The organism is Bacillus sp. FSL R5-0447, from assembly GCF_038606125.1.
GTDB lineage: Bacteria > Bacillota > Bacilli > Bacillales > Bacillaceae > Bacillus > Bacillus velezensis.
Map to the genome: position 1 here is coordinate 3,097,921 of NZ_CP152012.1, position 21,957 is coordinate 3,119,877.

At 47.1% G+C, this 21,957-nt stretch carries 23 protein-coding genes and 1 other annotated feature; of the genes, 7 read left to right on the top strand and 16 right to left on the bottom strand.

Going from position 1 to position 21,957, the window contains the following annotated elements:
- Positions 1-228: 228 nt before the first annotated feature.
- Entirely contained in the window at positions 229-1,098 is an 870-nt protein-coding gene (locus NYE68_RS15450) for a cation diffusion facilitator family transporter (RefSeq protein WP_014418648.1), read from the bottom strand.
- Positions 1,099-1,321: 223 nt separating this feature from the next.
- On the opposite strand from NYE68_RS15450, the gene NYE68_RS15455 reads away from it, so the two are divergent.
- From NYE68_RS15455 to NYE68_RS15465, 3 genes are all read left to right on the top strand, one after another.
- Complete coding sequence (locus NYE68_RS15455; RefSeq protein ID WP_039254196.1) at positions 1,322-2,128, top strand: helix-turn-helix domain-containing protein; 807 nt, start codon at positions 1,322-1,324, stop codon at positions 2,126-2,128.
- Between the two features lie 72 nt (positions 2,129-2,200).
- Complete coding sequence (locus NYE68_RS15460; RefSeq protein ID WP_015418011.1) at positions 2,201-2,932, top strand: AzlC family ABC transporter permease; 732 nt, start codon at positions 2,201-2,203, stop codon at positions 2,930-2,932.
- On the top strand, positions 2,929-3,252 hold the full coding sequence (locus tag NYE68_RS15465) for an AzlD domain-containing protein (RefSeq protein ID WP_039254194.1): 324 nt from the start codon (positions 2,929-2,931) through the stop codon (positions 3,250-3,252). The genes NYE68_RS15460 and NYE68_RS15465 overlap by 4 nt, the downstream gene beginning before the upstream one ends.
- 40 nt (positions 3,253-3,292) lie before the next feature.
- Here NYE68_RS15465 and NYE68_RS15470 read toward each other — a convergent pair whose 3' ends face one another.
- The 3 genes from NYE68_RS15470 to acsA all read right to left on the bottom strand — a co-directional run bounded on the left by NYE68_RS15470 (position 3,293) and on the right by acsA (position 6,858).
- Positions 3,293-3,418, bottom strand: a complete 126-nt coding sequence (locus tag NYE68_RS15470) for a hypothetical protein (protein ID WP_007408768.1) — start codon at positions 3,416-3,418, stop codon at positions 3,293-3,295.
- 119 nt (positions 3,419-3,537) lie between these two features.
- Positions 3,538-4,803: a tyrosine--tRNA ligase gene (gene tyrS, locus NYE68_RS15475; protein ID WP_007613147.1), complete on the bottom strand. Its 1,266-nt coding sequence runs from the start codon at positions 4,801-4,803 to the stop codon at positions 3,538-3,540.
- A gap of 50 nt (positions 4,804-4,853) precedes the next feature.
- Positions 4,854-5,086: a binding site (T-box leader), on the bottom strand.
- Positions 5,087-5,139: 53 nt separating this feature from the next.
- Positions 5,140-6,858 carry an acetate--CoA ligase gene (acsA, locus tag NYE68_RS15480; RefSeq protein ID WP_007408770.1) on the bottom strand — a complete coding sequence of 573 codons (1,719 nt, stop codon included), beginning with the start codon at positions 6,856-6,858 and terminating at the stop codon, positions 5,140-5,142.
- A gap of 158 nt (positions 6,859-7,016) precedes the next feature.
- Between acsA and NYE68_RS15485 the strand changes: the two genes are divergently transcribed.
- From NYE68_RS15485 to NYE68_RS15495, 3 genes are read left to right on the top strand one after another with little or no spacing between them, the layout of a single operon-like run.
- Positions 7,017-7,649 carry a GNAT family N-acetyltransferase gene (locus tag NYE68_RS15485; RefSeq protein WP_015240397.1) on the top strand — a complete coding sequence of 211 codons (633 nt, stop codon included), beginning with the start codon at positions 7,017-7,019 and terminating at the stop codon, positions 7,647-7,649.
- Between the two features lie 24 nt (positions 7,650-7,673).
- Complete coding sequence (locus tag NYE68_RS15490) at positions 7,674-8,318, top strand: acetoin utilization AcuB family protein (protein ID WP_033574215.1); 645 nt, start codon at positions 7,674-7,676, stop codon at positions 8,316-8,318.
- Positions 8,315-9,481, top strand: coding sequence for an acetoin utilization protein AcuC (locus tag NYE68_RS15495; protein WP_039254188.1), 1,167 nt, complete (start codon positions 8,315-8,317; stop codon positions 9,479-9,481). Before NYE68_RS15490 ends, NYE68_RS15495 begins: the two co-directional genes overlap by 4 nt.
- A gap of 9 nt (positions 9,482-9,490) precedes the next feature.
- On the opposite strand, the gene motS is transcribed toward NYE68_RS15495, so the two are convergent.
- From motS to NYE68_RS15555, 12 genes are all read right to left on the bottom strand, one after another.
- A complete protein-coding gene (gene motS / locus NYE68_RS15500; protein WP_039254186.1) occupies positions 9,491-10,180 on the bottom strand; it encodes a flagellar motor protein MotS in 690 nt (229 codons plus the stop codon).
- Positions 10,170-10,985 (bottom strand): flagellar motor protein MotP, encoded by an 816-nt coding sequence (gene motP / locus NYE68_RS15505; protein WP_007408775.1) that lies wholly within the window; start codon positions 10,983-10,985, stop codon positions 10,170-10,172. The genes motS and motP overlap by 11 nt, the downstream gene beginning before the upstream one ends.
- Before the next feature lie 68 nt (positions 10,986-11,053).
- Entirely contained in the window at positions 11,054-12,058 is a 1,005-nt protein-coding gene (gene ccpA / locus NYE68_RS15510; protein WP_012118209.1) for a catabolite control protein A, read from the bottom strand.
- Between the two features lie 279 nt (positions 12,059-12,337).
- The gene (locus tag NYE68_RS15515; protein ID WP_003152383.1) at positions 12,338-13,414 is read right to left on the bottom strand and encodes a bifunctional 3-deoxy-7-phosphoheptulonate synthase/chorismate mutase; all 1,077 of its coding nucleotides are present in this window, start codon (positions 13,412-13,414) and stop codon (positions 12,338-12,340) included.
- A gap of 236 nt (positions 13,415-13,650) precedes the next feature.
- Positions 13,651-13,977, bottom strand: coding sequence for a bacillithiol system redox-active protein YtxJ (gene ytxJ, locus NYE68_RS15520; RefSeq protein ID WP_033574218.1), 327 nt, complete (start codon positions 13,975-13,977; stop codon positions 13,651-13,653).
- Positions 13,978-14,002: 25 nt separating this feature from the next.
- Complete coding sequence (locus NYE68_RS15525; RefSeq protein ID WP_003152380.1) at positions 14,003-14,416, bottom strand: YtxH domain-containing protein; 414 nt, start codon at positions 14,414-14,416, stop codon at positions 14,003-14,005.
- A gap of 32 nt (positions 14,417-14,448) precedes the next feature.
- Positions 14,449-14,871, bottom strand: coding sequence for a DUF948 domain-containing protein (locus NYE68_RS15530; RefSeq protein ID WP_324636511.1), 423 nt, complete (start codon positions 14,869-14,871; stop codon positions 14,449-14,451).
- A 155-nt stretch (positions 14,872-15,026) separates the two neighbouring features.
- Positions 15,027-16,325, bottom strand: a complete 1,299-nt coding sequence (gene murC / locus NYE68_RS15535) for a UDP-N-acetylmuramate--L-alanine ligase (protein ID WP_015418019.1) — start codon at positions 16,323-16,325, stop codon at positions 15,027-15,029.
- Positions 16,326-16,565: 240 nt separating this feature from the next.
- Positions 16,566-19,169: a DNA translocase FtsK gene (locus NYE68_RS15540; protein ID WP_060674834.1), complete on the bottom strand. Its 2,604-nt coding sequence runs from the start codon at positions 19,167-19,169 to the stop codon at positions 16,566-16,568.
- Between the two features lie 167 nt (positions 19,170-19,336).
- Positions 19,337-19,942: a YtpR family tRNA-binding protein gene (gene ytpR / locus NYE68_RS15545; protein ID WP_022552814.1), complete on the bottom strand. Its 606-nt coding sequence runs from the start codon at positions 19,940-19,942 to the stop codon at positions 19,337-19,339.
- Positions 19,943-19,956: 14 nt separating this feature from the next.
- Positions 19,957-20,766, bottom strand: a complete 810-nt coding sequence (locus NYE68_RS15550; RefSeq protein WP_012118213.1) for a DUF1444 domain-containing protein — start codon at positions 20,764-20,766, stop codon at positions 19,957-19,959.
- A 15-nt stretch (positions 20,767-20,781) separates the two neighbouring features.
- A complete protein-coding gene (locus tag NYE68_RS15555; protein WP_324636509.1) occupies positions 20,782-21,105 on the bottom strand; it encodes a thioredoxin family protein in 324 nt (107 codons plus the stop codon).
- A gap of 197 nt (positions 21,106-21,302) precedes the next feature.
- Between NYE68_RS15555 and NYE68_RS15560 the strand changes: the two genes are divergently transcribed.
- Positions 21,303-21,749 carry a YtoQ family protein gene (locus NYE68_RS15560; RefSeq protein ID WP_007408781.1) on the top strand — a complete coding sequence of 149 codons (447 nt, stop codon included), beginning with the start codon at positions 21,303-21,305 and terminating at the stop codon, positions 21,747-21,749.
- Positions 21,750-21,957 lie beyond the last annotated feature (208 nt).

Here is a 21,957-nt window from a genome sequence, read left to right on the forward strand (position 1 = left end):
TTCTCTTTCCGCAACGGCAACTCCATGTTCAATTTCTTTAACAGAAATAGCGTTCAATTCTGTTCACCTCCCTTTTTCTTTACAACATAACGTATGAAATGAACCCCTCACGTGTATAAGCTTCTCTCTCATATGAGCGAGAAATGGTCATTTATACAACAAAAAGACCCGTGGGAACGGGCCTTTTGCAGGCATTTTGCCGGGAACAAACGCAAACTTAAGATCGATTTATTTCTTCCTCTCGCTCTCCGGCTCGGGGTGAATCATTACCTGTGCTTGTTTGAATTCATTCGTAATATCTCTTTCAATGCGGTCACACAGGTCATGCACGTCTTTAATCGTCACGTGAGAGGCTACGACCAGGTGAAAATCAATATACTCCTGCGGGCCGGAGCGTCTTGTACGAAAATCGTGAATTTCAATAAATTCCTGTTGAAATGTTTCAATAATCTTTAAAATTGTTTTTTCTTCCTCTTCCGACAAACGGGTATCAATCAGCGGCGGGAATGCTTCTTTCATTAACTTAAACGCTTCATATATGATATACACCGCCAGCACCATACCTATAATGGGATCAAGTATGTACCACTCCGTTACGGTAACGACCAAAAGGCTTGCCGCTACGCCTAATGATGTGTACACGTCAGTCAGTAAATGCAGGGCATTTGATTTCATTGCCACGGAATTAACCTTTTCGGCTTCTCTTTTTACGAACTTCGAAACGATCAAATTAATGAGAGCCCCCGCAAGCATCACAACAATTCCCAATACAGGCAGATGAACCGGCGCCGGGTTGACCAGTTTTTGAACGCATTCATATATCATCCAAATCCCTGCCGCAAAAATCAGAATCGTCTCGATAGTCCCCGACAGATTCTCGACTTTTCCATGACCGTACGGATGCCCTGTATCAGCCGGCTTTTTTGAAATCCTGACGGAGATAAAGGCGATGAAGGCGGCGATCAAATCTAAAAAAGAATGAATGGCTTCAGAAAGTATCGCGACAGATCCGGTTATGATCCCCACCACTATTTTGAGCATGACGACCAGGGAATTGCTTATAACCGATAAAAAAGCGATTTTAGAGGTGTTTTCCACCGTGATCCTCCTCTTTTTAACTTCTTGAATTTATCGTATCAAACGGCATTCGTGTGGGTCTACGGCAACGTTTTTCACAAAAGCCATACATGTAACTCACCATAAACTAAGTTGGAAAGCGACAAAAACAGGCGCACCTTTCTTTCAGCACTCAAGTCCCATTGACAAGATATAACCGCTTACATTATAGTAGTTTCATGAATAACCACTACGGAGGATGTTTATGGAGGATGTTCTGAAAGAATTACAGAAATTTGGATTTTCTCAATATGAATGTAAAGCATATATCGGCTTGTTGAAACACTCGCCTGTTACCGGATATGAAATCAGCAAAAGGTCAGGCGTCCCCCGCTCAATGATCTATGAGGTATTGGGGAAATTAGTTGATAAAGGCGCTGTCCATATTGTGCCGTCTGATCCGGTTACATATGCTCCGCTTGCCGGAAAGGAATTAATCGACCGGCTCCGGCACGATTTCGAGAGCTCATTCGGCTACCTTGAGGAAAAGTTATTGGCGCTGGAAAGCGAGCAGGAGATGAATGTCATCCGCCGCATCAGCACGAATGATCATGTCATCAATGAGATGAAGGATATGATTGAAAAAGCCGAGGAAGAGTTGTGGCTGTCTGTCTGGGAACAGCAGATTCCCTTTATTCAAGAAGCCGCTAACAAACGCGCCGCCGAACAATTGCCCGTCTTTTCGATTGTGTTCGGCCCTCCGGAAGTGAAGCTCGGAAATACGACAAATCATAATATGTCTCCTGAAGTGGCGGAGAAACGGATGGGCGGAAGATTAACGATAGCTGCCCGCGATAATAAAGAAGTCTTAATCGCCAATTTTTCTCCGCAGACGAATGCCTGGGCCATTAAATCAGAAGATCCCGCTCTCGTTCTCGTGGCCATGGAATATATGAGGCACGATCTGATGTTCGCGGAGCTTGTGAAAGAAGTCGGGGCTGAGAAAGTTGAAGGCCTGCTGAAACAAAACCATTCGTTATTTCATGTCGTCACCGGAAATCGGTTCATATAAATGTGAACCGTATTTTCTTTGATTTTTTCATTAGTCGTTATCATTATAATCTCTATGAAAGGAGTATGAAAAATGATTAACACAGAAGTGCAAAAAACCGCCGTTTCCCGGGAAATGAACGATACGTTTTTACAGGGGGTGCGGGATTGTGTGCCTACGCTGCTGGGCTATATGAGCATCGGTTTTGCTTTCGGCATCGTTGGCGTTGCCTCTCATCTAAGCATTCTTGAAATTTGTTTGTTATCTTTGTGTGTCTATGCCGGCGCCGCCCAATTTATTATTTGCTCGCTCCTTGTTTCCGGGAGTCCGATTTCCGCCATTATTTTAACGACGTTTATCGTCAATCTGCGGCACCTTCTGCTGAGCCTGACCATCGCGCCGTATTTCACGAAATACTCTTTGCTGAAAAATATCGGCTTCGGGGCTTTGCTTACTGATGAATCTTTCGGGGTAGCGGTGAACAAAGCGGCTCAGAACGGCAGGTTATACGATAAATGGATGAACGGCCTCAATATAACCGCTTACATGTGCTGGGTTATTTCCTGTGTAATGGGCGGGCTTCTCGGACAATGGATATCTGATCCTTACGCGCTCGGCCTGGACTTTGCTTTGCCCGCTATGTTTGCGGCGCTGCTTGTGCTGCAATTGCAATCGTCCGCTTCGGAAAAGCTGAAGCACAGCCTCTCCTTAATTCTCTATATGATCATTTTTATGGTCTTGTTATCGTATTTCGTCCCGTCACACATCGCGGTCATCGTCTCAACCGTGATTGTGGCAACGATCGGGGTGGTGACGGACAAATGAGCATCAGCACACAAATGATCTGGATTATACTCGGCTGCATGATTGTTACACTTGTGCCGCGCATTGTTCCGTTTATATTTGTCCGGAACATTCAGATGCCTGAGTTGGCTTTAAAATGGCTCTCCTTTATTCCGCTTTGCATTTTGACGGCTCTGGTAACGGAAAGCATGATTGTGAAAACAAACAGTGCTTTGACCTTTGATTGGAAAGCAATGATCGTTCTCATCCCGACATTGCTTTGCGCGATGCTGACAAAAAGCTTATCCATCACGGTCATCACGGGAGTCGTGCTGATGGCCGCCGCCAGGCTGATATGGTGACAATCAAAAGCCTCCATTCCGCAGAATGGAGGCTTTACCTTTATGATGTCGGATTTTCTTCTTCCGTCTCTGATTCCTCGGCTTTGGCTTCGGCGTTTATGCTTTGCTGCTGTTCCCAATGATCCCGCTGCAATCTTTCTTTTGCGATGGTAAACATGAAATTCACGGCGCAGCACCCCTTCCCTGTTTTGCTTATACTATGTACTGTACTCATTTCCCCGTGCAGTATTCACAAAACATAAAAAAGCAGCCTGCCGCATTGAGCGGCCGGACTGCTTTTTATTTTCAGTACGTGATCAGGAAGTATTTTTTCTTTCCGCGGCGCAGTACGGTAAATTGATCTTCAATGCGGTCTTCCGCAGTCAGAAGATGCCCGATGTCCGTCTGGCGCTCGCCGTTAATGTAAACAGCTCCGTTTTGAATGTCTTCGCGGGCCTGCCGTTTTGAAGGCGACAATTTAGATTCCACAAGCACGTCTACTAAAGACAGTTCTTCAGAGCGGTCTTTTTCAAACGAAGGTACATCTTTAAATCCTACCTTGACGTCTTGAGCGGAAAGCTCTTTAATATTGCCGCTGAACAGCGCCTGGGAGATATGAACGGCCTGCTCAAGCGCTTCGCGGCCGTGTACAAGAACAGTCACCTCTTCAGCGAGACGTTTCTGCGCTTCTCTTTTCTCAGGAGCCGTCTCCGTTTTTTCAGCATAAGCTTCAATTTCCTCTTTTGATAAGAAAGTAAAGTATTTTAAGTATTTGACGACGTCGCGGTCATCTGTATTGATCCAGAACTGGTAGAATTCGTACGGCGATGTTTTTTCTTTATCAAGCCAAATGGCGCCGCCTTCCGTTTTGCCGAATTTCGTGCCGTCAGCTTTTGTGACGAGCGGAATGGTAAGACCGAAAGCTTTCGCTCCTTCTTCTTCTGATTTTCTGATCAGTTCAAGACCGGCCGTGATGTTGCCCCACTGGTCACTGCCTCCGATTTGGAGTTTGCAGTTCTTTTCTCTGTACAGATTCAGAAAATCGTAGGATTGCAGGATCATGTAGCTGAATTCCGTGTAAGAAATTCCGGTTTCAATTCTTGAGCTTACAGTATCTTTCGCAAGCATGTAGTTAATTCCGAAGTTCTTTCCGACGTCACGGAGAAATTCAATAATGCTCAGCTTTCCGATCCAGTCAAAGTTGTTCGCTATGACAGCGGGGTTTTCTCCGGCCTCGAAATCTAAAAATCGGGAAAGCTGATTTTTAATTTTTTGCGACCATTCGACAACGATATCCTGAGTATTTAACGTACGTTCCGCTTTTTTGCCGCTCGGATCGCCGATCAGTCCCGTCGCACCGCCTACAAGCGCAATCGGATGGTGGCCTGCAAGCTGGAACCGGCGCAGTGTCAATATCGGCAGAAGGTGTCCGATGTGCAGGCTGTCAGCCGTCGGGTCAAACCCTGAGTATAAACGGATTTTTTCCTCGTTCAGCTGTTTATTCAGTCCTTCTTCATCCGTCATTTGCTGGATTAAGCCGCGGAATGATAAATCCTCTAATAAGTTAGTCATTTTGTCTGCTCCTTTGTTTATGAAAATAAAAAACGCCCCTTCGTTTAAAACGAAGGGACGATATAATCGCGGTACCACCCTACTAATAAAAGCATAAAAAAGCTTTTATCACTCTTTTTGATAACGGACCGTGTCCGTTCTTTCACTACTGAAAGCCTTGGAATGGCTTTGTTCGCAAAAACGGTTCATGAGTGTATTCGGCATATCTTATGTGCTGATTTTCACCGGCCATCAGCTCTCTTGAACAATCAGATACCCTACTTGTCTCAATCAAAACCTTTTCGTATGAAGCTTACTCATTTTTAACATAAATAAGATACGATGTCAACGCCGTCTTTAATCTTCCATTGTGGACAGGTCGCCTGCCGGCAGGTTCAGCTCCCACGCCTTCAGCACACGTCTCATGATTTTTCCGCTCCGTGTTTTCGGAAGTTTATCTTTGAATTCAATTTCCCGCGGTGCGGCATGCGCGGCAAGCCCCTGTTTTACAAAGAGGCGAATGTCCTCCTTCAGCTGATCGGATGGCTCATGCCCTTCTCTGAGCGCGATAAACGCTTTAATAATTTCTCCCCGGACAGGGTCCGGCTTTCCGATGACGCCTGCTTCGGCAATCGCCGGATGTTCAACAAGTTTGCTTTCGACTTCAAACGGGCCGACGCGCTCGCCGGATGTCATGATGACATCATCGACTCTGCCTTGGAACCAGAAATAACCGTCTTCATCCATATAAGCAGAATCTCCGGAAACATACCAGCCGCCCGGCATGAAATAAGAATCATATTTCTCTTTGTTGTTCCAAATGGAATCCATCATCGACGGCCAGCCCTTTTTAATGGCGAGATTCCCCATTCGGTACGGCGGAAGCTCATTTCCCTGATTGTCAACGATCGCCGCTTCCACTCCCGGAATCGGTTTCCCCATTGAACCCGGCTTGATCTCCATGCAAGGATAATTGCAAATGAGCTGTCCGCCCGTTTCTGTCATCCACCACGTGTCGTGGATGCGCTTGCCGAATACTTTATGTCCCCACTTGATGACCTCGGGGTTCAAAGGTTCTCCGACACTCAGGACGTGACGAAGTGAAGTAAGGTCAAATTTGGATGCCATTTCATCTCCGGCGCCCATAAGCATTCTGAAAGCCGTCGGAGCGCTGTACCAGACGCTGACACCGAGCTTCTCGATCGTGCCGTACCAGTTTTCCGGACTGAATCTGCCGCCGACGATCACATTCGCCGCTCCGTTCAGCCACGGCGCAAATATCCCGTACACCGTCCCGGTCACCCAGCCCGGGTCCGCAGTGCACCAGTAAATATCGTCTTCTTTAAGATCAAGCACCCACTTGCCGGTCTGGTATTGCTGAATCATGGCTTCATGAACGTGGAGCACACCTTTGGGCGTTCCGGTAGATCCTGATGTGTAGTGAAGCAGGTAGCCGTCTCTTCTGTCCATCCATTCGATATCAAGTCTCGTGCTTTCTCCCTCAGCCGCTTTATCATAATGAATGATTTTATCTCCCGCTTCTTTGCTGCCGCCGACAATGAAAATATGCTCGAGGTCGGGCAGGCTGTCCGCCGGAATCCGTTCGGCCAGTTCAGGTGTCGTCACGACAACCTTTGCCTGGCTGTTCAACAGGCGGTCTTTGACGGCGCCTTCCATAAACGCTTCAAATAAAGGACCGGCGATCGCACCGATTTTAATTGCGCCGAGCATGATAAAGTAAAGCTCCGGCGAACGCGGCATGAAAATAAAAACGCGGTCCCCTTTTTCCACGTTTCCATACCGTCTCAGTACATTTCCCGCCCGGTTCGATTCCTCCATCATTTCTTTAAATGTGTATTTTTCATCCCGGTTTGCGTCCTTGTAATACAGCGCTACTTTGTTTTTTCGAAATGATTCGGCATGACGGTCAATCGCTTCGTACGCCGCATTCAGCTTCCCCGTCTGATGCCAGGAAAATGCCGCTTCGACCTCTTTCCAATCGAAGCTGCGGTACGTTTCCTCATAATTTCGCAGATGATAATTCCCCTTTTCCGCCGGCAGCGCTTTCAAATTCATGCAACATCCCCCTTTGCTTATCTATAGACTAATTATAGTAGATGTTCACAGTTTTCTCAATTTTTAAAATATAAATTACAACACTATTGAAAACGCTTTATATTTTGTTATGCTTAAAAGAGATGTGTTTTTATTAAGAACCGACAGGCGGTGAATCAGTGAAACATCATAAAACGTACCATTCTTCATCAATTCAGACAGCAGCCGGCCCTCTTTTAGTAGAAGGGCCCGTTCCTCCAGAGGACCTAGCACAGTATGAGTTTCATGAAGGCCTGACAGCCTTTCGCCTTCCTCATGAACAGCACAAAGCGTTAATCGAGATCGCCGGGCTTCCTGAAGGGCGGATCATTATTGCCAGGGACGGACAGACGATTATCGGCTATGTGACGTATTTATATCCTGATCCGCTTGAACGGTGGTCTGACGGAAATATGGAAGACCTCCTTGAACTCGGGGCGATCGAGGTCGCTCCCGGCTACAGGGGCTGTTCTGTCGGAAAAACTTTGCTGACAGTCAGCATGATGGATGAACAGATGGAACGGTACATCATCATGACGACGGAATATTACTGGCATTGGGATTTAAAAGGAATGAAAAAAGATGTGTGGGAATACAGAAAGATCATGGAAAAGATGATGAATGCCGGGGGTCTTGTCTGGTTCGCAACGGATGAACCGGAAATCAGTTCTCATCCGGCCAATTGTCTGATGGCCCGCATCGGCAGGCACGTCAGTCAGGAGTCAATTGAACAGTTCGACAGGCTTCGTTTTTATCAGCGATTTATGTATTGACTGACATACAAAGGGGATAAAAAGATGATTGCAGAACAAATCATGAAACGGGACGTCATCACCGTCTCAAAACACGACTCCATTGAAACAGCCGTCCGTAAAATGAAGACATATCATATCCGCCATCTCCCTGTCATCGACGACGAGCTGCACGTCATCGGTATTGTCACAGACAGAGACATTAAACAGGCCGGCCCCGGCAGCTTTGAACAAAAGGAACGCGGCGCATTTCTGACAAACAAAGTGGAGACCATTATGAAGCGGAATGTCATCTGCGCCCATCCGCTTGACTTTGTGGAAGAAATATCCGCTTCCTTTTATGAGCACGGCATCGGCTGTCTGCCGATTACGGTAAACCATAAGCTGACGGGCATTTTAACGAAAACCGACGTGCTCCGGACTTTCGTCAGCCTGACAGGCGCGGCCCAGCCGGGATCACAGGTGGAAATCCTGGTGACGGATATGACAAAAAGCCTTGCTGATCTCAGCTGCATGTGCCGCGATCTTCAGCTGCAAATCCTGAGTGTGCTCGTCTATCCCCATGATTCCGCCGGGTCGAACATTCTCGTCTTCCGGGTGAAGACGATGAATCCGCTCCCTTTTATCCGTGCCGTTCAAGAAGCCGGATACAATGTCTTATGGCCGAAACATTTGAGGGATCAGCCATGAGAGACAGCGTTTTTGTTTACTCGCCTTCTTATCAGACGTATCAATTTCATCAGGAACATCCGTTCAATCAGCGTCGTGTGCTTTTAACATACGATCTGCTTCAGGCGGCGGATGCGTTTGACGAAGGAGATATCGTCACACCGCGCACGGCCGCTAAAGAAGAGCTGGCTCTCGTTCATACGGAGGATTATATACAGGCGGTGGAACTAGCGGGTGCGGGCCGGCTCCCTGCCGCAGAAGGAGAAAGCTACGGTCTCGGAACGGAAGACACCCCCGTTTTTGCCGGCATGCATGAAGCCGCGTCACTTCTGGTGGGCGGCACCTTAACGGCGGCTGATTATGTCATGACGGGACAAGCCAGGCACGCCTGCAATTTAGGAGGCGGCCTTCACCACGGCTTCCGCGGCAGGGCCTCAGGCTTTTGTATCTATAATGACAGCGCCGTGGCCATCCAATACATCCAGAAGAACTACGGGGCAAAAGTGTTATACATTGATACAGACGCCCATCACGGCGACGGCGTTCAATTTACGTTTTACGACAGGTCTGATGTCTGCACTGTTTCTTTTCACGAGACCGGGCGTTATTTATTTCCCGGGACGGGACAGGTACTGGAAAAAGGAAGCGGGCAAGGCTACGGCTATTCTTTTAACATTCCGCTGGACGCTTTCACAGAGGATGATTCCTTTCTTCACGCTTACAATACGGCCGCCTCAGAAATCGCGGCTTTTTTCAAGCCGGATGTGATTCTTACCCAAAATGGTGCGGACGCCCATTATTACGACCCATTGACACACCTGTCCAATACAATCTCCATTTATCAGGAGATCCCGCGGCTTGCTCATTCATTAGCCCATCAATATTGCAGCGGCAGATGGATCGCGGTCGGCGGCGGCGGATACGATATTTGGAGAGTCGTCCCGAGAGCATGGAGCCGCATTTGGCTTGAGATGAAAGGGATTGATCCCGGGGAACGCATACCGCAGAAATGGATTGATAAATGGCAGAAGCACTCCCCCTGCACGTTGCCCGCTTTTTGGAGTGATCCTGAACAATTATATCCTCCGATTCCCCGCAAAGATGAAATTTCAGAAAAAAATGCCCAAACCGTGGAAAAAGCACTTTTTGCCATCCGGTCTGAGCAGCGGTATAAAACAAAATAAAAAACGACCTTATGAGGAGGTCGTTTTTTTGATCACAATTTCTACACGGCGGTTTTCTTTCATATGTCCGGGACTTTTGTTGTCCTTCACAGGTTTCGTATCCGCATACCCGGCAGAGATAAACCGTTTGGCGGAAAAGTCTTCATTCGCGGTAAAATACCGGATCACACTCGCCGCTCTTGCAGACGACAGCTCCCAATTTGACGGAAATTGATAGGTGGAAATCCGGCGGCTGTCCGTATGGCCTTCTACCTGTATGTCATTCGGAATTGTTTTTAAAAGCACCGCGATCTGATGCAGAACCGGCTCGGCGTTTTTCAGCACATCCGCTTTTCCTGTCTGAAACAGAACGGCCTCCTGCAGCACCAGAACCACTCCGCGCTCATCGCGCTTCGCTGTCAATTTCGAACTCAAATGATGCGCTTTTATGTATGTCTTCACGTTTTGCAGGAGCAAATCCTGTTCTTTATGTTCATTTGCTTTGTCTGATGACGCCGGTTCACCCCCGCTGCCGTTTGTATGAATCGATGAAACGGCAGATTGAAATTTTTCCGCGTCTATTTGCGACATCGAAAAAAGCAATATAAAGAACACGAGAATGAGCGTGATCAAGTCAGCGAACGTCACCATCCATCTCGGTGAACCGCCGGAATGTTCCGGTTTGTTTCTTCTTTCAAAACGCTCTTTTCTAAGCTTCATGGACAGCGCCCTTTTTCTTGTTCGCAGGCTGTCCTTTACGCCAGTCTTCTCTTGAGCTGAAGACGACGAGCTGACTTTCGAGGTTGCGGGGATTTTTGCCCGATTGGATGCCGACAACCCCTTCGATCATGACCTGTTTGATGAAAATTTCACTTTCCGTTTTTTCTTCAAGCTTTGCCGCGATTGGGATAAATACCAAGTTGGCAAGCAGCGCTCCGTACAGCGTCGTCAATAGCGCAACGGCCATGTTCGGTCCGAGGGTATGCGGGTCATTTAAGTTTTTGAGCATGAGAACGAGTCCGACGAGCGTCCCGATCATTCCCCAGGCGGGTGCGAAATCACCGGCTTTTTCAAAAACGCGTCTTCCTTTTCTGTGTCTTTCTTCCATTGCGGCGATCTCAGAATCCATTACCAGCCGGATCGTTTCCTCGTCCCAGCCGTCAATCGCAAGCAAAAGCCCTTTTTTTAAAAACGGATCCTTGATCTCACGCGCCTGGTCATCCAGAGACAGAAGCCCCTGCCTGCGCGCCTGCTCCGAAAGGCTGACAAATACTCTGACAAGCTCTTTCACATTGTCATCCTGACGGGAGAATACCTGTTTCAGAACAGAAGGGGTTTTCTTTAAATCCCTCGGCGGAAAGCTGATAAAGATCGCCGCAGCAAGGCCGCCTGTGACGATTAAAAAAGAAGTCAGATCTAAAAATGAACTGATTCCCGCCAGTCCCGTCCCTGACAGAATACCGATTGCGACAATAATACAGCCTAACATAAAGCCAACGGGCGTCAGATAATCAAAACGTTTCATATCTTCTCCTTACTCAAGTAAAAAAGCAAGATTCCACCCCTCAGAGTGAAGCTTGCTTTTCCGTTTTTTTATGACTTGGTTGATTGTCTTAATTCGATGCGGTGAGGCAATTCGACGATCTGCTCTTCAACCGGCTCTTTGTTCATCAGTTTTGTCAAAAGTCTCATCGCCACGGCGCCGATATCGTACGTAGGCTGCACGACTGTTGAAAGCTGAGGGCGGACCATCAGGCTCAATCTCGTATTGTCAAAACCGATAATATCAAGATCATCAGGTATTGAAAGACCTTGATCTTGGGCCGCATGGATAATGCCGAGGGCCATTTCATCCGTCGCAGAAAGAATCGCCGTCGGTTTCCGGTCAAGGCCCATCAAGCTTTGAAGCGCCTCCATACCGGAATCATAGGTGTAATCGCCTTCCGCTACGAATTGCTCGTTAAACGGAATCGCCGCTTCTTCAAGCGCCCGTTTGTACCCTTGCAGTTTTTTCGAACGGTTGATCGGCTCTTGCATCGGTCCGGAGACGAATGCAATATCGCGATGCCCTTTATCAATGAAAAGCTTAACGGCATCATAAATCGCCTGTTCGTAATCAATGGCGACAGAAGGCGTCTCGCCCTGTTCTTCCACTGATGCCGCCAAGACGATCGGCACAGGAGAGCGCTTAAATTCTTCGACATGCTCGTCCGTAATGTTGCCGCCCATAAATACGATACCGTCCACTTGTTTGCCAAGCATCGTATTTAACAGATGCAGTTCTTTCTCAAGATTTTGGTCCGAGTTGCTTAAAATAATATTATATTTGTACATCGTCGCGATATCTTCAATTCCACGCGCAAGTTCAGAGTAGAAAATGCTTGAGATATCAGGGATGATGACGCCGACCGTAGTCGTTTTTTTGCTTGCAAGCCCTCTTGCCACCGCATTCGGGCGATAGCCGAGCCGGTCAATGGCTTCCAATACTTTTTTTCTGGTCGTCGGTTTTACATTCGGGTTGCCGTTCACGACGCGGGAAACAGTCGCCATACTGACATTTGCTTCTCTGGCCACATCGTATATCGTAATGTTGCTCACTGAAACCACTCCTTTTACTGGATACACTTATCCTTATCTATAGCATAAACACTTTATGTAAAGAAATGTCGTACGATTTCGCATTCTGTCGTTTATGATTGTAAGCGTAAGTCAGTAGTGTACATTATTTTTCATTATTCATCAAATTTAAATATCTCTCATGAAATTATACACGTTTTTCCCAGTGATGAAAACGTTCACTTTCATTTTATAATTAAATAAAATGAAGATACGAAAAAAAAGCCGCGCGAGGCGGCCTTTAAAGAGCGGAACGTTGTATTATGCTTTTACTTTCAGCATTGGCTTTAATTCGTTCAGCCATTTCTCGAATTCAGGTATATCCATCTGCTGCGCAGAGTCTGAAAGGGCAACGGAAGGATCAGGGTGAACTTCGGCCATCACGCCGTCAGCGCCGATCGCAAGCGCCGCTTTTGCTGTCGGAAGCAGGAGATCGCGGCGGCCTGTTGAGTGTGTGACGTCAACAAACACCGGCAAGTGAGTTTCCTGTTTCAAAATCGGCACGGCAGAAATGTCGAGTGTGTTTCTCGTTGCCGTTTCGTACGTTCTGATACCGCGCTCACAAAGAATGATTTGGTCGTTTCCTTGTGACATGATGTATTCAGCTGCATTGATGAACTCTGAAATTGTTGCGGCAAGACCGCGTTTTAACAATACCGGCTTTTTAACGGAACCGGCGGCTTTCAGCAATTCAAAGTTTTGCATGTTCCGCGCGCCGATCTGAATGACGTCAATGTAATCAATCGCTTGCTCAATGTGGGCGGGCGTTACGATTTCACTGATCACCGCGAGGTCATATTCATCAGCGACGCGTTTAAGAATTTGCAGGCCTTCAACGCCGAGACCTTGGAAATCATACGGACTTGTGCGGGGTTTAAACGCGCCCCCGCGCAGGATTTTAATGCCTTGTTTTTTCGCTGCGGCCGCTACTTCGGCAACCTGCTCATAGCTTTCTACGGCACAAGGTCCGACGATGAATCTCTGATCGCCGTCACCGATTTTTTCGCCTTTAATGTCAACGATCGTATCTTCTGCTTTTTTCTTCCGGGAGACGAGCAACGCTTTGCTGTGATCCTCTTCTTGAAGTTCAAGTCCGGCTTTGAAAATTTCTTTGAAAATATGCTGGATCGTTGAGTTTTCAAATGGGCCGTCATTGCTTTCAATTATGCGGTTAAGCATTGTACGCTCTCTGACAGGGTCAAATCGGTTGACACCCTGTGCTTCCTTTGCTTTACCGATTTCTTTTACAACGGCTCCGCGTTCATTGATTAATTTAAGGATTTCTAAGTTTAGTGCGTCTGCCTGCTGTCTTAGGCTCTCTAATTCCTTGTTGCTCATCTTTTTCATCCCTTCTATGCTATGTTTTATTTTAATGGTTAACATGCATCTTACTACAGTTATGCGAAAATAGGAATATGAAATAATAAATTTTTTCACATTCGGCTTTATCACCAAAACGCTTTTAAGCTTTTATGCGTTGAAGCGGTATATATTGATATCCTACATGATCCGGCTGAAATGATCAATAGTTTTTTTCAAAAAAAAAACCGCCGGTATCAACCGGCGGCCAGCAATTATGAAAGGTGCTGCTCTATTGCGTTTTTTGTGATTTGTGAATGAGACGCGTGCCATTTCACTTCGCCGTTTGCAATGACGAATACTTGCGGGCTTTCATGTTTCACGCCGTATGTCTCGGCGATATAGTTTGAAAGCGGCCGGCTGTCCTGCACCTGCAGGTAATAAGAAGGCACTTCTGAATGCGCCGATGCAAAGGCGTCAAACTCCTGAAACGCGGCTTGGCTGATCGGGCAGGTTGTGCTGTGTTTCAAAAACACGAGCTTGTTTTCTTTCTCAACGGCATTTTTGAACTCTTCTTCAGACGATATCAGCTGTTTTGTCATGTCGGTTATCTCTCCTTATTGAAGATCAGCGATTTGCCTGACCGGCTTTTTCCCCGGCGTCTTCCGCTTCGGCCTTTATGCTTTGTGCCGTGTCCTGCATTTCGCTTCTCGTCTCTTCGGCTTTCTCGGTTAGTGTGCTCTTAGAACGGTCTTTTAAATCCTTCACTTTATTCATAATCTGGCCTGACTGATCAGCTACCAGCTGGGTGATATTAGATGTTTTGTCTTTGGCGATGCTGACATATTGAGAGCCTTTTTCTTTCGCGTCGGCCGTCATTCTGTCCGTCTTATCCTTTAACGCAGAAGCCTGACTGCCGAGATCGTCGCGCAGCTCCTTACCTGATTTAGGCGCCAGAAACAACGCCGTTGTCGCGCCGATAATTCCCCCGATCAGCGTTCCGATTAAAAAATCCTTACTATTGATTCCATCTTTGCTCATTATGATTCCTCCTTAGTGGATTTTTCTTATGATTAAAGCGATGTTTTTTTCTTTTGCTTCCACTTGTCCCATATTTCCATAGCGGCCTGGCTCCAGGTGACAACCTGACTGATCTTATCCTGATTCTCTCTTACAGAGGCCGTAACGGAACCTGCTGTCTGCTTTATGGATGTATTAAACTGCTGGACGGAAGTTCCCACTTCCTGGACAGCATGGACAACCGTATTTAATTTCTCTGATTTTTCCTGAATGTCTTCCGCGAGACGGTTTGTCTTATGTAACAGCTCGGTTGTCTCTGCGGTAATGCCTTTCATCTGCCCTTCAAGGCCGTCTAAAGTCGAGGCAACGTTTGTTAAAGTCATCTGCACGGACTTTAATGTTTTGGACAGATAGATGACGAGGATGAGAAATGCAACGGCAATGAGTGCGACGCTTAAGTAAAGAATGATGATCATCTAATACCTCCTTAATGCAGGATATAGTGGTATATACCCAATTCTTAAAATGATAAACATATATGAAAGATCTGTATGTATACTATTTCTCCGTTTCTCGGTAAATCCCTTTGCAGCACGCGCAAAAAAGCAGTGAGAGCCCCACTGCTTTTTCGTTACGCTATGACGTTTTCATAGGCTCTCATATATTTTTGAATGTCTCCGGCGCCCATGAAGATCAGCACTGCGCCTTCATGCGCTTTTAACACGGATGTGTCATTTTCTTCAATGAGTTCTGCGTTAGCGATTTTTTCCTGAAGATCCGTGATCGTGAGCTTGCCGACGTTCTCGCGGGCAGAGCCGAAAATGTCGCACAGATACACGCGATCGGCCGCGCTTAAGCTTTCTGCGAATTCATCCAGGAATGATTGCGTCCGTGTAAACGTATGCGGCTGAAATACCGCGATGATTTCACGTTCGGGATATTTTTGACGCGCCGCCTCAATCGTGACTTTGATTTCAGTCGGATGGTGGGCGTAGTCGTCGATCAGTACCTGGCTGCCGATCACTTTTTCATTGAATCTGCGTTTGACGCCGCCGAATGATTCAAGTCCGCGCTTAATCATGTTCACGTCTATCTCTTCATAGTGGCAGAGCGCAATAACCGCTAAGGAATTGAGGACATTGTGATGCCCGTATGCCGGGATGTAGAACGTATCGTAAAACGTATTGCGGACAAAGACGTCAAATGTCGTGCCTTCCGTATTTTTCACGATGTTTCTCGCTTGAAAATCATTTTCTTCTCCCGTGCCGTAATAAACGACAGGCACATTGGCGTGAATTTTCGGCAGGTACTCGTCATCACCGCAGGCAATGATGCCTTTGTTGACTTGAAGCGCCATGTTTTGGAAAGCATCAAACACATCGTCAATGTTGGCGAAATAATCAGGGTGGTCAAAATCAATATTCGTCATAATCGCATAATCAGGCTGATAGCTTAAGAAATGACGGCGGTACTCACAGGCTTCAAATACAAAGTATTCGCTGCTTTCATTTCCTCTGCCCGTTCCGTCCCCGATAAGAAACGAAGTCGGCTTCGCCTGCTGCATCACGTGTGCCAAGAGGCCCGTTGTGGACGTCTTGCCGTGTGCGCCCGTTACCGCGACACTTGTGTATTTTTTCATATATTCAGCTAAAAATTTATGATATCTGATGACAGGAATCCCTTCAGCGAGCGCCTTTGCGATTTCCGGATGAGAATCAGGGAATGCGTTTCCGGCGATTACCGTTAAGCCGGGTTTGATGTTATCGGCGCTGAACGGATAGATCGGGATATTTCTTTTTTCAAGGGCAGCCTGAGTGAAAATCTGCTTCTCGATATCCGATCCCTGCACCTGATACCCTGTATCATGCAGGATTTGAGCAAGCGGGCTCATACCTGTCCCTTTTATTCCAACAAAATGATAAACAGTCATAATCGTACCTCCAACAAACGTCTATCTGTTCCCCAGTATATGACGCTCATTTCATTTTGCGACCGCCGCGGGCGAAAAGCCCGCACAGCGGCGCTTCCATTTATTTTTACGTTATCGTCAGTATCTGTAACTTTCTTTTTGATTAAACCTGCCGCATGATATTTCAGCGCGTGACAGTGATGCAGTTTTGATGGTCCATCCACTATCATACCATGTTTGTGAGAAAAATGAACGATATTCTTATTCTTGAGCAATGTCAGCGGCCGTAATCAGCACTTCACGGGGTTTGCTGCCCTTCGCTTCTGAGATCATGCCTTCGGCTTCCATCATGTCAATCAGCCTCGCGGCGCGGTTATAACCGATTCTGAACCTTCTTTGAAGGCTTGAGGTGCTGGCGCTGTTTTGCTCCACGACGAATTGGCACGCCTCAGGAAACAGTTCGTCTTCTTCCTTGAGGGCGGTTCCCTGCCTGATCAGTTCTTCCTGTTCAAACAAATAAGAAGGCGGCAGCTGCTTTCTGACATGAGAGACGACGCGGTCAATTTCTCTGTCGGATACAAAGTTGCCCTGCAGGCGCACCGGTTTTCCGGTACCGTTTTCCCAGTACAGCATGTCGCCTTTTCCGAGCAGCTTTTCCGCTCCCGCCATGTCGATGATTGTTCTGGAATCTACCTGGCTTGAGACGGAGAATGCAATCCTCGTCGGAATGTTTGCCTTGATCATTCCGGTAATGACATCGACAGACGGACGCTGTGTCGCAACAAGCAGATGAATGCCACAGGCTCTCGCTTTCTGCGCGATTCTGGCAATGCTTTCTTCCACATCGTTCGGCGCGACCATCATTAAATCGGCAAGCTCATCAATGACCACTACGAGGTACGGAAGCTTTTCGCCTGTCTTATGATCGGCGGTTAATTCATTAAAGCGGCCGATATCTCTCACACCCGAATGGGCAAACAGTTCATATCGCCGTTCCATCTCTTCCACAACCCATTTTAACGCGGCGGTCGCGGCTTTGGCGTCCGTGATGACGGGGCTGACCAAATGCGGAATTTGGTTATATGGCGCAAGCTCGACCATTTTCGGATCAATCAGAAGCATTTTGACATCACTCGGATCCGCCTTATAAAGCAGACTGACCAAAATGGTATTGATGCAGACGCTTTTTCCCGATCCTGTCGCACCCGCTATCAACCCGTGCGGCATCTTTTTCAAATCAATGACGACCGGGTTTCCGGAAATATCGACACCGAGCGCGGCTGTAAGCGGAGACGGATTCGTCCTGAAAGCGGCGCTTCTGATCATCTGCCTTAAATCAACGACTTTGCTTACGCGGTTCGGAACTTCAATGCCGATCGTGTTTTTACCGGGGATCGGCGCCTCAATCCGAATATCCTTGGCAGACAGGCTCAGTTTAATATCATCTGCTAAGTTTGTAATTTTGTTTACTTTCACTCCGGGCTCAGGATGCACTTCAAAACGTGTGACGGACGGGCCTTGTGTGACATGAACGACTTGGGCGCGCACATTAAAGTTTTTCAGTGTAACGTTTAAAAGCTCGCGCTGTTCTTCAATCCACGATTGGTCGTCATGTCTTTGCGCCGGCGGTACGTCCAGAAGCGACAGATTCGGAAAGACATAGCTCGCTCCGCCCTCTGGCGTCTTCGCCTGCTTGTGTTTATCGCTTTTAAGCATCATGACGTTAAACGGTACATTGCGCTCTTTCGGCCGCTCCGCTTTTTTCACAGTCTGAGGCTGTCCTTGATGCTCCGTTTTTTCTTCGGCAGGCCGGGACGAGGCATCGGCCGTCTCGATGCTTGCAGGTTCAGGCTCGGGGTCTGAATGCCGCGTGACTTCATTGTACTCAGGCTGAGAGTCTGCTTCCTGTTCCGCGTCGGTTTCAGCTGATTCGGGCTTGTCTTCAGACTGCGGCTGAACTTCCTCATCGTATCCGGGTTCTGTGTATGTATACACCGTTTCTTCCGCGGTTTCAAAAGGCGGTGCTTTTTCCGGCTCAGGCTCCTGATATTCCTCCTGCGGCGCCGCTTGTTCCTCTGTGTTTTCAGCCGTTCGGGATACTTCATACTCAGGCTCTTTAATAGGCTGCGGGCGGGTTTGTTCATGCTCTTGTTCTTCTGTAAAGCCGGCAGACTCCGCGCTTTCCGTGTGCTCCCGCTCTTCAGTCTGCTGCGGTTCTGCTGCTGCAAACACTTGCTCTTTTACATTCTCAGCCTCGGTGTGAAGCTCCTCTTTTTTAACGGCCGGGATTTCTTCCGTCTCTTGTTTCGCAAACGGTTCTGGCCGGTCATTCGTCTGTTTTGTTATGCCGGATGTTGTGAAGACGGGCTCTTTTTCTGTTTCCTGGCCGGCTTTTGGCGGAACAAATTGCTCCTCTGAAAGCAATGTTACGTTCTCTTCACGCCGCTTTTCGGAATTAGGCGCTTTTTTTATGCTGTGCTGAGATTGAAAGCCGTAAACCGGTGAAGGAATGGATGACGGTTTAAAGGGCTTTTTCACCGTTTCAGGCTCTTTATGTGTATGCTGTTTCCGCTCGGTTTGATCCTTCCCGGCGGCATAATCCCGGGACGGCTGGCGGCGTTCGTGCCTTTCCCGCTGTCTTTGGTTTTGCTCTGTTCGCTTATAGCCGTCCGGAACGACGGGGAAGCGGAAATTCCCTTTCGGATATTCGTAATATATTTTAGGATCTTCCATGCGCGTGAATTTGCCTTCTGGCTGATCCGGTATCTGCTGTTTCGGGATTTGGGCATGCGTGTTTGGTTCACGTTCATGCTCTTCTTCTTTTTCACCTAAAAATAAGTCAAAAAATTTATTCAGCCAACTCATGTTTAATCACTCTCTAACTCCCTTTTTAGTAGTCTGGGACGATATTTAGTATACCATTGCCGGGCGGCTCAGAAAAGATTAAGCTCCCAACTGAAGAAAGCCGTTAAGCAGGCCTGCTTAACGGCTTTCTCTCACATCATTCGATTCTGTGCGCTTATTTATGGGAGTTAGAATTGAAATGCTTCGCCGGCCTCGCGGCTGTCTTCAAGAACAAGAATCCCTTTTTCCGCCGGCGCATCCGGCAAAGCGAGTTCTTTCGCGGAGCAGATCATGCCGCTTGACGGAACGCCTCTTAATTCAGCGTCTTTAATCACAAGTCCGCTCGGCATCACCGCGCCGACTTTAGCGACGACGACTTTTTGCCCTTTGTCCACGTTCGGCGCGCCGCAAACGATTTGAAGGGTTTCCTCTCCCACATTCACTTGGCAGATATTCAGTTTATCCGCATTCGGATGTTTTTCTTTCGATTCAACGTGACCGACAACAAATTTCGGAGAAAGGTCAACCGTCAGCGTTTCTGAAACGCCGTTTCTGTTCAGTATTTCATTCACATCCTGAACGAATGTCTCAGACAAAGCGACGGGGCCGTTGTCCTCAATCTGTAGATAAGAAGACACATTAAAAATGTTAAAGCCCGTCGTTTCTTTTGTTTCTTTGTTAAAGATTCTGATGACATCGCCTTCTCTTTCATAGGCGATTTCTTCGCGTGCCGCATCTTTAAGAGAGATCAGAAGCGTATCTCCCACACCTTCTTTATTGTAAAAAGCGTTCATAAGAAAAATCCTTTCTAATCCTTTTTCGGCCGGCTTTTCGCCATGATAAACACAGGTTCCAGTCTGCCTTCATTATACAGAAATGAAAGGGCCGTAATCGGCACCGTGCCGCTTGCAAAGAAGCTCATGGACATTTGCCCTAAAATATCATAACCCGATTCATTTCGAATGTCAGCAAGTATTAATACATCCTGATGCGGGACGGAAATCGCCAATTCGCCTTCAGCGGCCTGCTTGTATTCATGAAGAATCGAATCATTGAGAATCCGGCTGGCGTCATAGCCGTCATTCGCCCTGAAAAAATAAAAATAATTGTCCGCAACCGTATCCTGTTTCACAACTGAAGGAAGAGAGCGGAGATTGAATGACGCCGTCTCCCTGATCCGTTCTTTTGTCCAGTTTTCTTTCTCGAGCATACGGCTGTCAATTAAGCGGTACGTCTTGCCGAGGTCAAGCGCGTAGTAGATTCTCGTTTCGGCCGTATGGTCATCATACACGAGGGGAATGCCGTCGCTCGTTTGATCGGGAAATGATGTGGAGCGGATGACAGGATAGATACCGGCTTCCTTTCCGGACATCTCCTGTCCGCTGCCTTCCATCGCCTCCATTGCTTCTGACACATAGTAGACGATTTCGTCGATCGCTTCTTCTTTTTTCGTCTCCCACTTCGCAATGATCGGCGGGAGCTCCAATGTGATGCCTTTTTTGGTCGTTTGATCCTCAACACGGAGGGTGTCTTTTTCTCTGTCAAAAAAGAAGGATCGGTTCTCGTGCTGCAGGCGCTGTTTTAATAAATCCGCCAGCTTCCTTGACGTCATTTTCAAAGCCCGTGGCCTCCTTTATGCTTTAGCAAGGGAATCGGTTAAAAATTGCTCAATTTCTTCTTTTGTTTTACGGTCTTTGCTGACGAAGCGGTTCACTTCTTTTCCTCCGTTAAACACAACAAAGCTCGGAATGCCGTAAATTTCCCATTCCGCGCATGTATCAATAAATTGATCGCGGTCTACGTAGTAATAAGTGAATTCAGGAAAGTCCGCTTCCAGCTCAGGGAGAAACGGCTCCACAAAGCGGCAGTCCGGGCACCAATCCGCTGAAAACATAAATACCGTCCAATCGTCTTGTACCGCTTTTTGCAATTCTTCCGTGCTTTCAATCTTTTTCATTGTCATTCCTCCATCTGGATTATGAGTTTTTTATATGCTGATGTTTGTCCAATTGGATCATACCAGACTGTTTACGGCAAGACCAACTATATGCAATATCATTATCATATTTCATTTGCATTATCAAGCAAGTTTCGTTTACCATTTTGCTTGTAGCCGTACGAAAATCTGAATATGTACATAAGGAGGGGCAAAAGATGCAGTTTGTCGTGTATTTAGCGGGTGAAATCCACAGTAATTGGCGGGACGAGATCAAACAAAAAGCAACAGCGCTGGACCTGCCGATTACGTTTGTCGGCCCGATGGAAAACCATGAACGCTCAGACAATATCGGAGAAGAGATTATGGGCGTGCAGCCCGATTCTGTTTTAAAAGACGCCAGAGCTTCTGATATCAACAATTTCCGTACAGAGGTGCTGATGGAAAAAGCCGATTTTGTGATCGCCCTGTTTGGCGAGAAATATAAGCAGTGGAATACCGCGATGGATGCTTCTTATGCCATCGCAAAAGGAAAGCCGCTCATTCTCATCCGTCCGAAAGAACTTCATCATCCGCTGAAAGAGCTTTCCGGAAAAGCGAATATCACGGTCGAAACCGTCAATCAAGCGATGAAAGCACTCTCTTATTTATTTGAAACAGAATAAGCAGGCCGCCTTTATGCGGTCCTGCTTACCTATTTACAATAGAATGATGTCAAGTCTTACTTTTCAGACTCTTTTCTCAAATCCAAAAGAATTTGTCCGCAATCAATTACTCCCACACCCACTTCATTCATAAATGATTTTACTCAACCTCAAACTAACTATATATTGTTTTCTTTATATGTAAGGAAGGAGAGCGAAATCCGTGCAA

Excerpts from the sequence above, each read along its gene's own strand:
- NYE68_RS15455 (WP_039254196.1), top strand. The coding sequence starts at position 1,322 with ATGGAGGATGTTCTGAAAGAATTACAGAAATTTGGATTTTCTCAATAT.
- NYE68_RS15460 (WP_015418011.1), top strand. The coding sequence starts at position 2,201 with ATGATTAACACAGAAGTGCAAAAAACCGCCGTTTCCCGGGAAATGAAC.
- NYE68_RS15465 (WP_039254194.1), top strand. The coding sequence starts at position 2,929 with ATGAGCATCAGCACACAAATGATCTGGATTATACTCGGCTGCATGATT.
- tyrS (WP_007613147.1), bottom strand. The coding sequence starts at position 4,803 with ATGACTAACTTATTAGAGGATTTATCATTCCGCGGCTTAATCCAGCAA.
- acsA (WP_007408770.1), bottom strand. The coding sequence starts at position 6,858 with ATGAATTTGAAAGCGCTGCCGGCGGAAAAGGGGAATTATCATCTGCGA.
- NYE68_RS15490 (WP_033574215.1), top strand. The coding sequence starts at position 7,674 with ATGATTGCAGAACAAATCATGAAACGGGACGTCATCACCGTCTCAAAA.
- NYE68_RS15495 (WP_039254188.1), top strand. The coding sequence starts at position 8,315 with ATGAGAGACAGCGTTTTTGTTTACTCGCCTTCTTATCAGACGTATCAA.
- motS (WP_039254186.1), bottom strand. The coding sequence starts at position 10,180 with ATGAAGCTTAGAAAAGAGCGTTTTGAAAGAAGAAACAAACCGGAACAT.
- motP (WP_007408775.1), bottom strand. The coding sequence starts at position 10,985 with ATGAAACGTTTTGATTATCTGACGCCCGTTGGCTTTATGTTAGGCTGT.
- NYE68_RS15515 (WP_003152383.1), bottom strand. The coding sequence starts at position 13,414 with ATGAGCAACAAGGAATTAGAGAGCCTAAGACAGCAGGCAGACGCACTA.
- ytxJ (WP_033574218.1), bottom strand. The coding sequence starts at position 13,977 with ATGACAAAACAGCTGATATCGTCTGAAGAAGAGTTCAAAAATGCCGTT.
- NYE68_RS15525 (WP_003152380.1), bottom strand. The coding sequence starts at position 14,416 with ATGAGCAAAGATGGAATCAATAGTAAGGATTTTTTAATCGGAACGCTG.
- NYE68_RS15530 (WP_324636511.1), bottom strand. The coding sequence starts at position 14,871 with ATGATCATCATTCTTTACTTAAGCGTCGCACTCATTGCCGTTGCATTT.
- murC (WP_015418019.1), bottom strand. The coding sequence starts at position 16,325 with ATGACTGTTTATCATTTTGTTGGAATAAAAGGGACAGGTATGAGCCCG.
- NYE68_RS15540 (WP_060674834.1), bottom strand. The coding sequence starts at position 19,169 with ATGAGTTGGCTGAATAAATTTTTTGACTTATTTTTAGGTGAAAAAGAA.
- ytpR (WP_022552814.1), bottom strand. The coding sequence starts at position 19,942 with ATGAACGCTTTTTACAATAAAGAAGGTGTGGGAGATACGCTTCTGATC.
- NYE68_RS15555 (WP_324636509.1), bottom strand. The coding sequence starts at position 21,105 with ATGAAAAAGATTGAAAGCACGGAAGAATTGCAAAAAGCGGTACAAGAC.
- NYE68_RS15560 (WP_007408781.1), top strand. The coding sequence starts at position 21,303 with ATGCAGTTTGTCGTGTATTTAGCGGGTGAAATCCACAGTAATTGGCGG.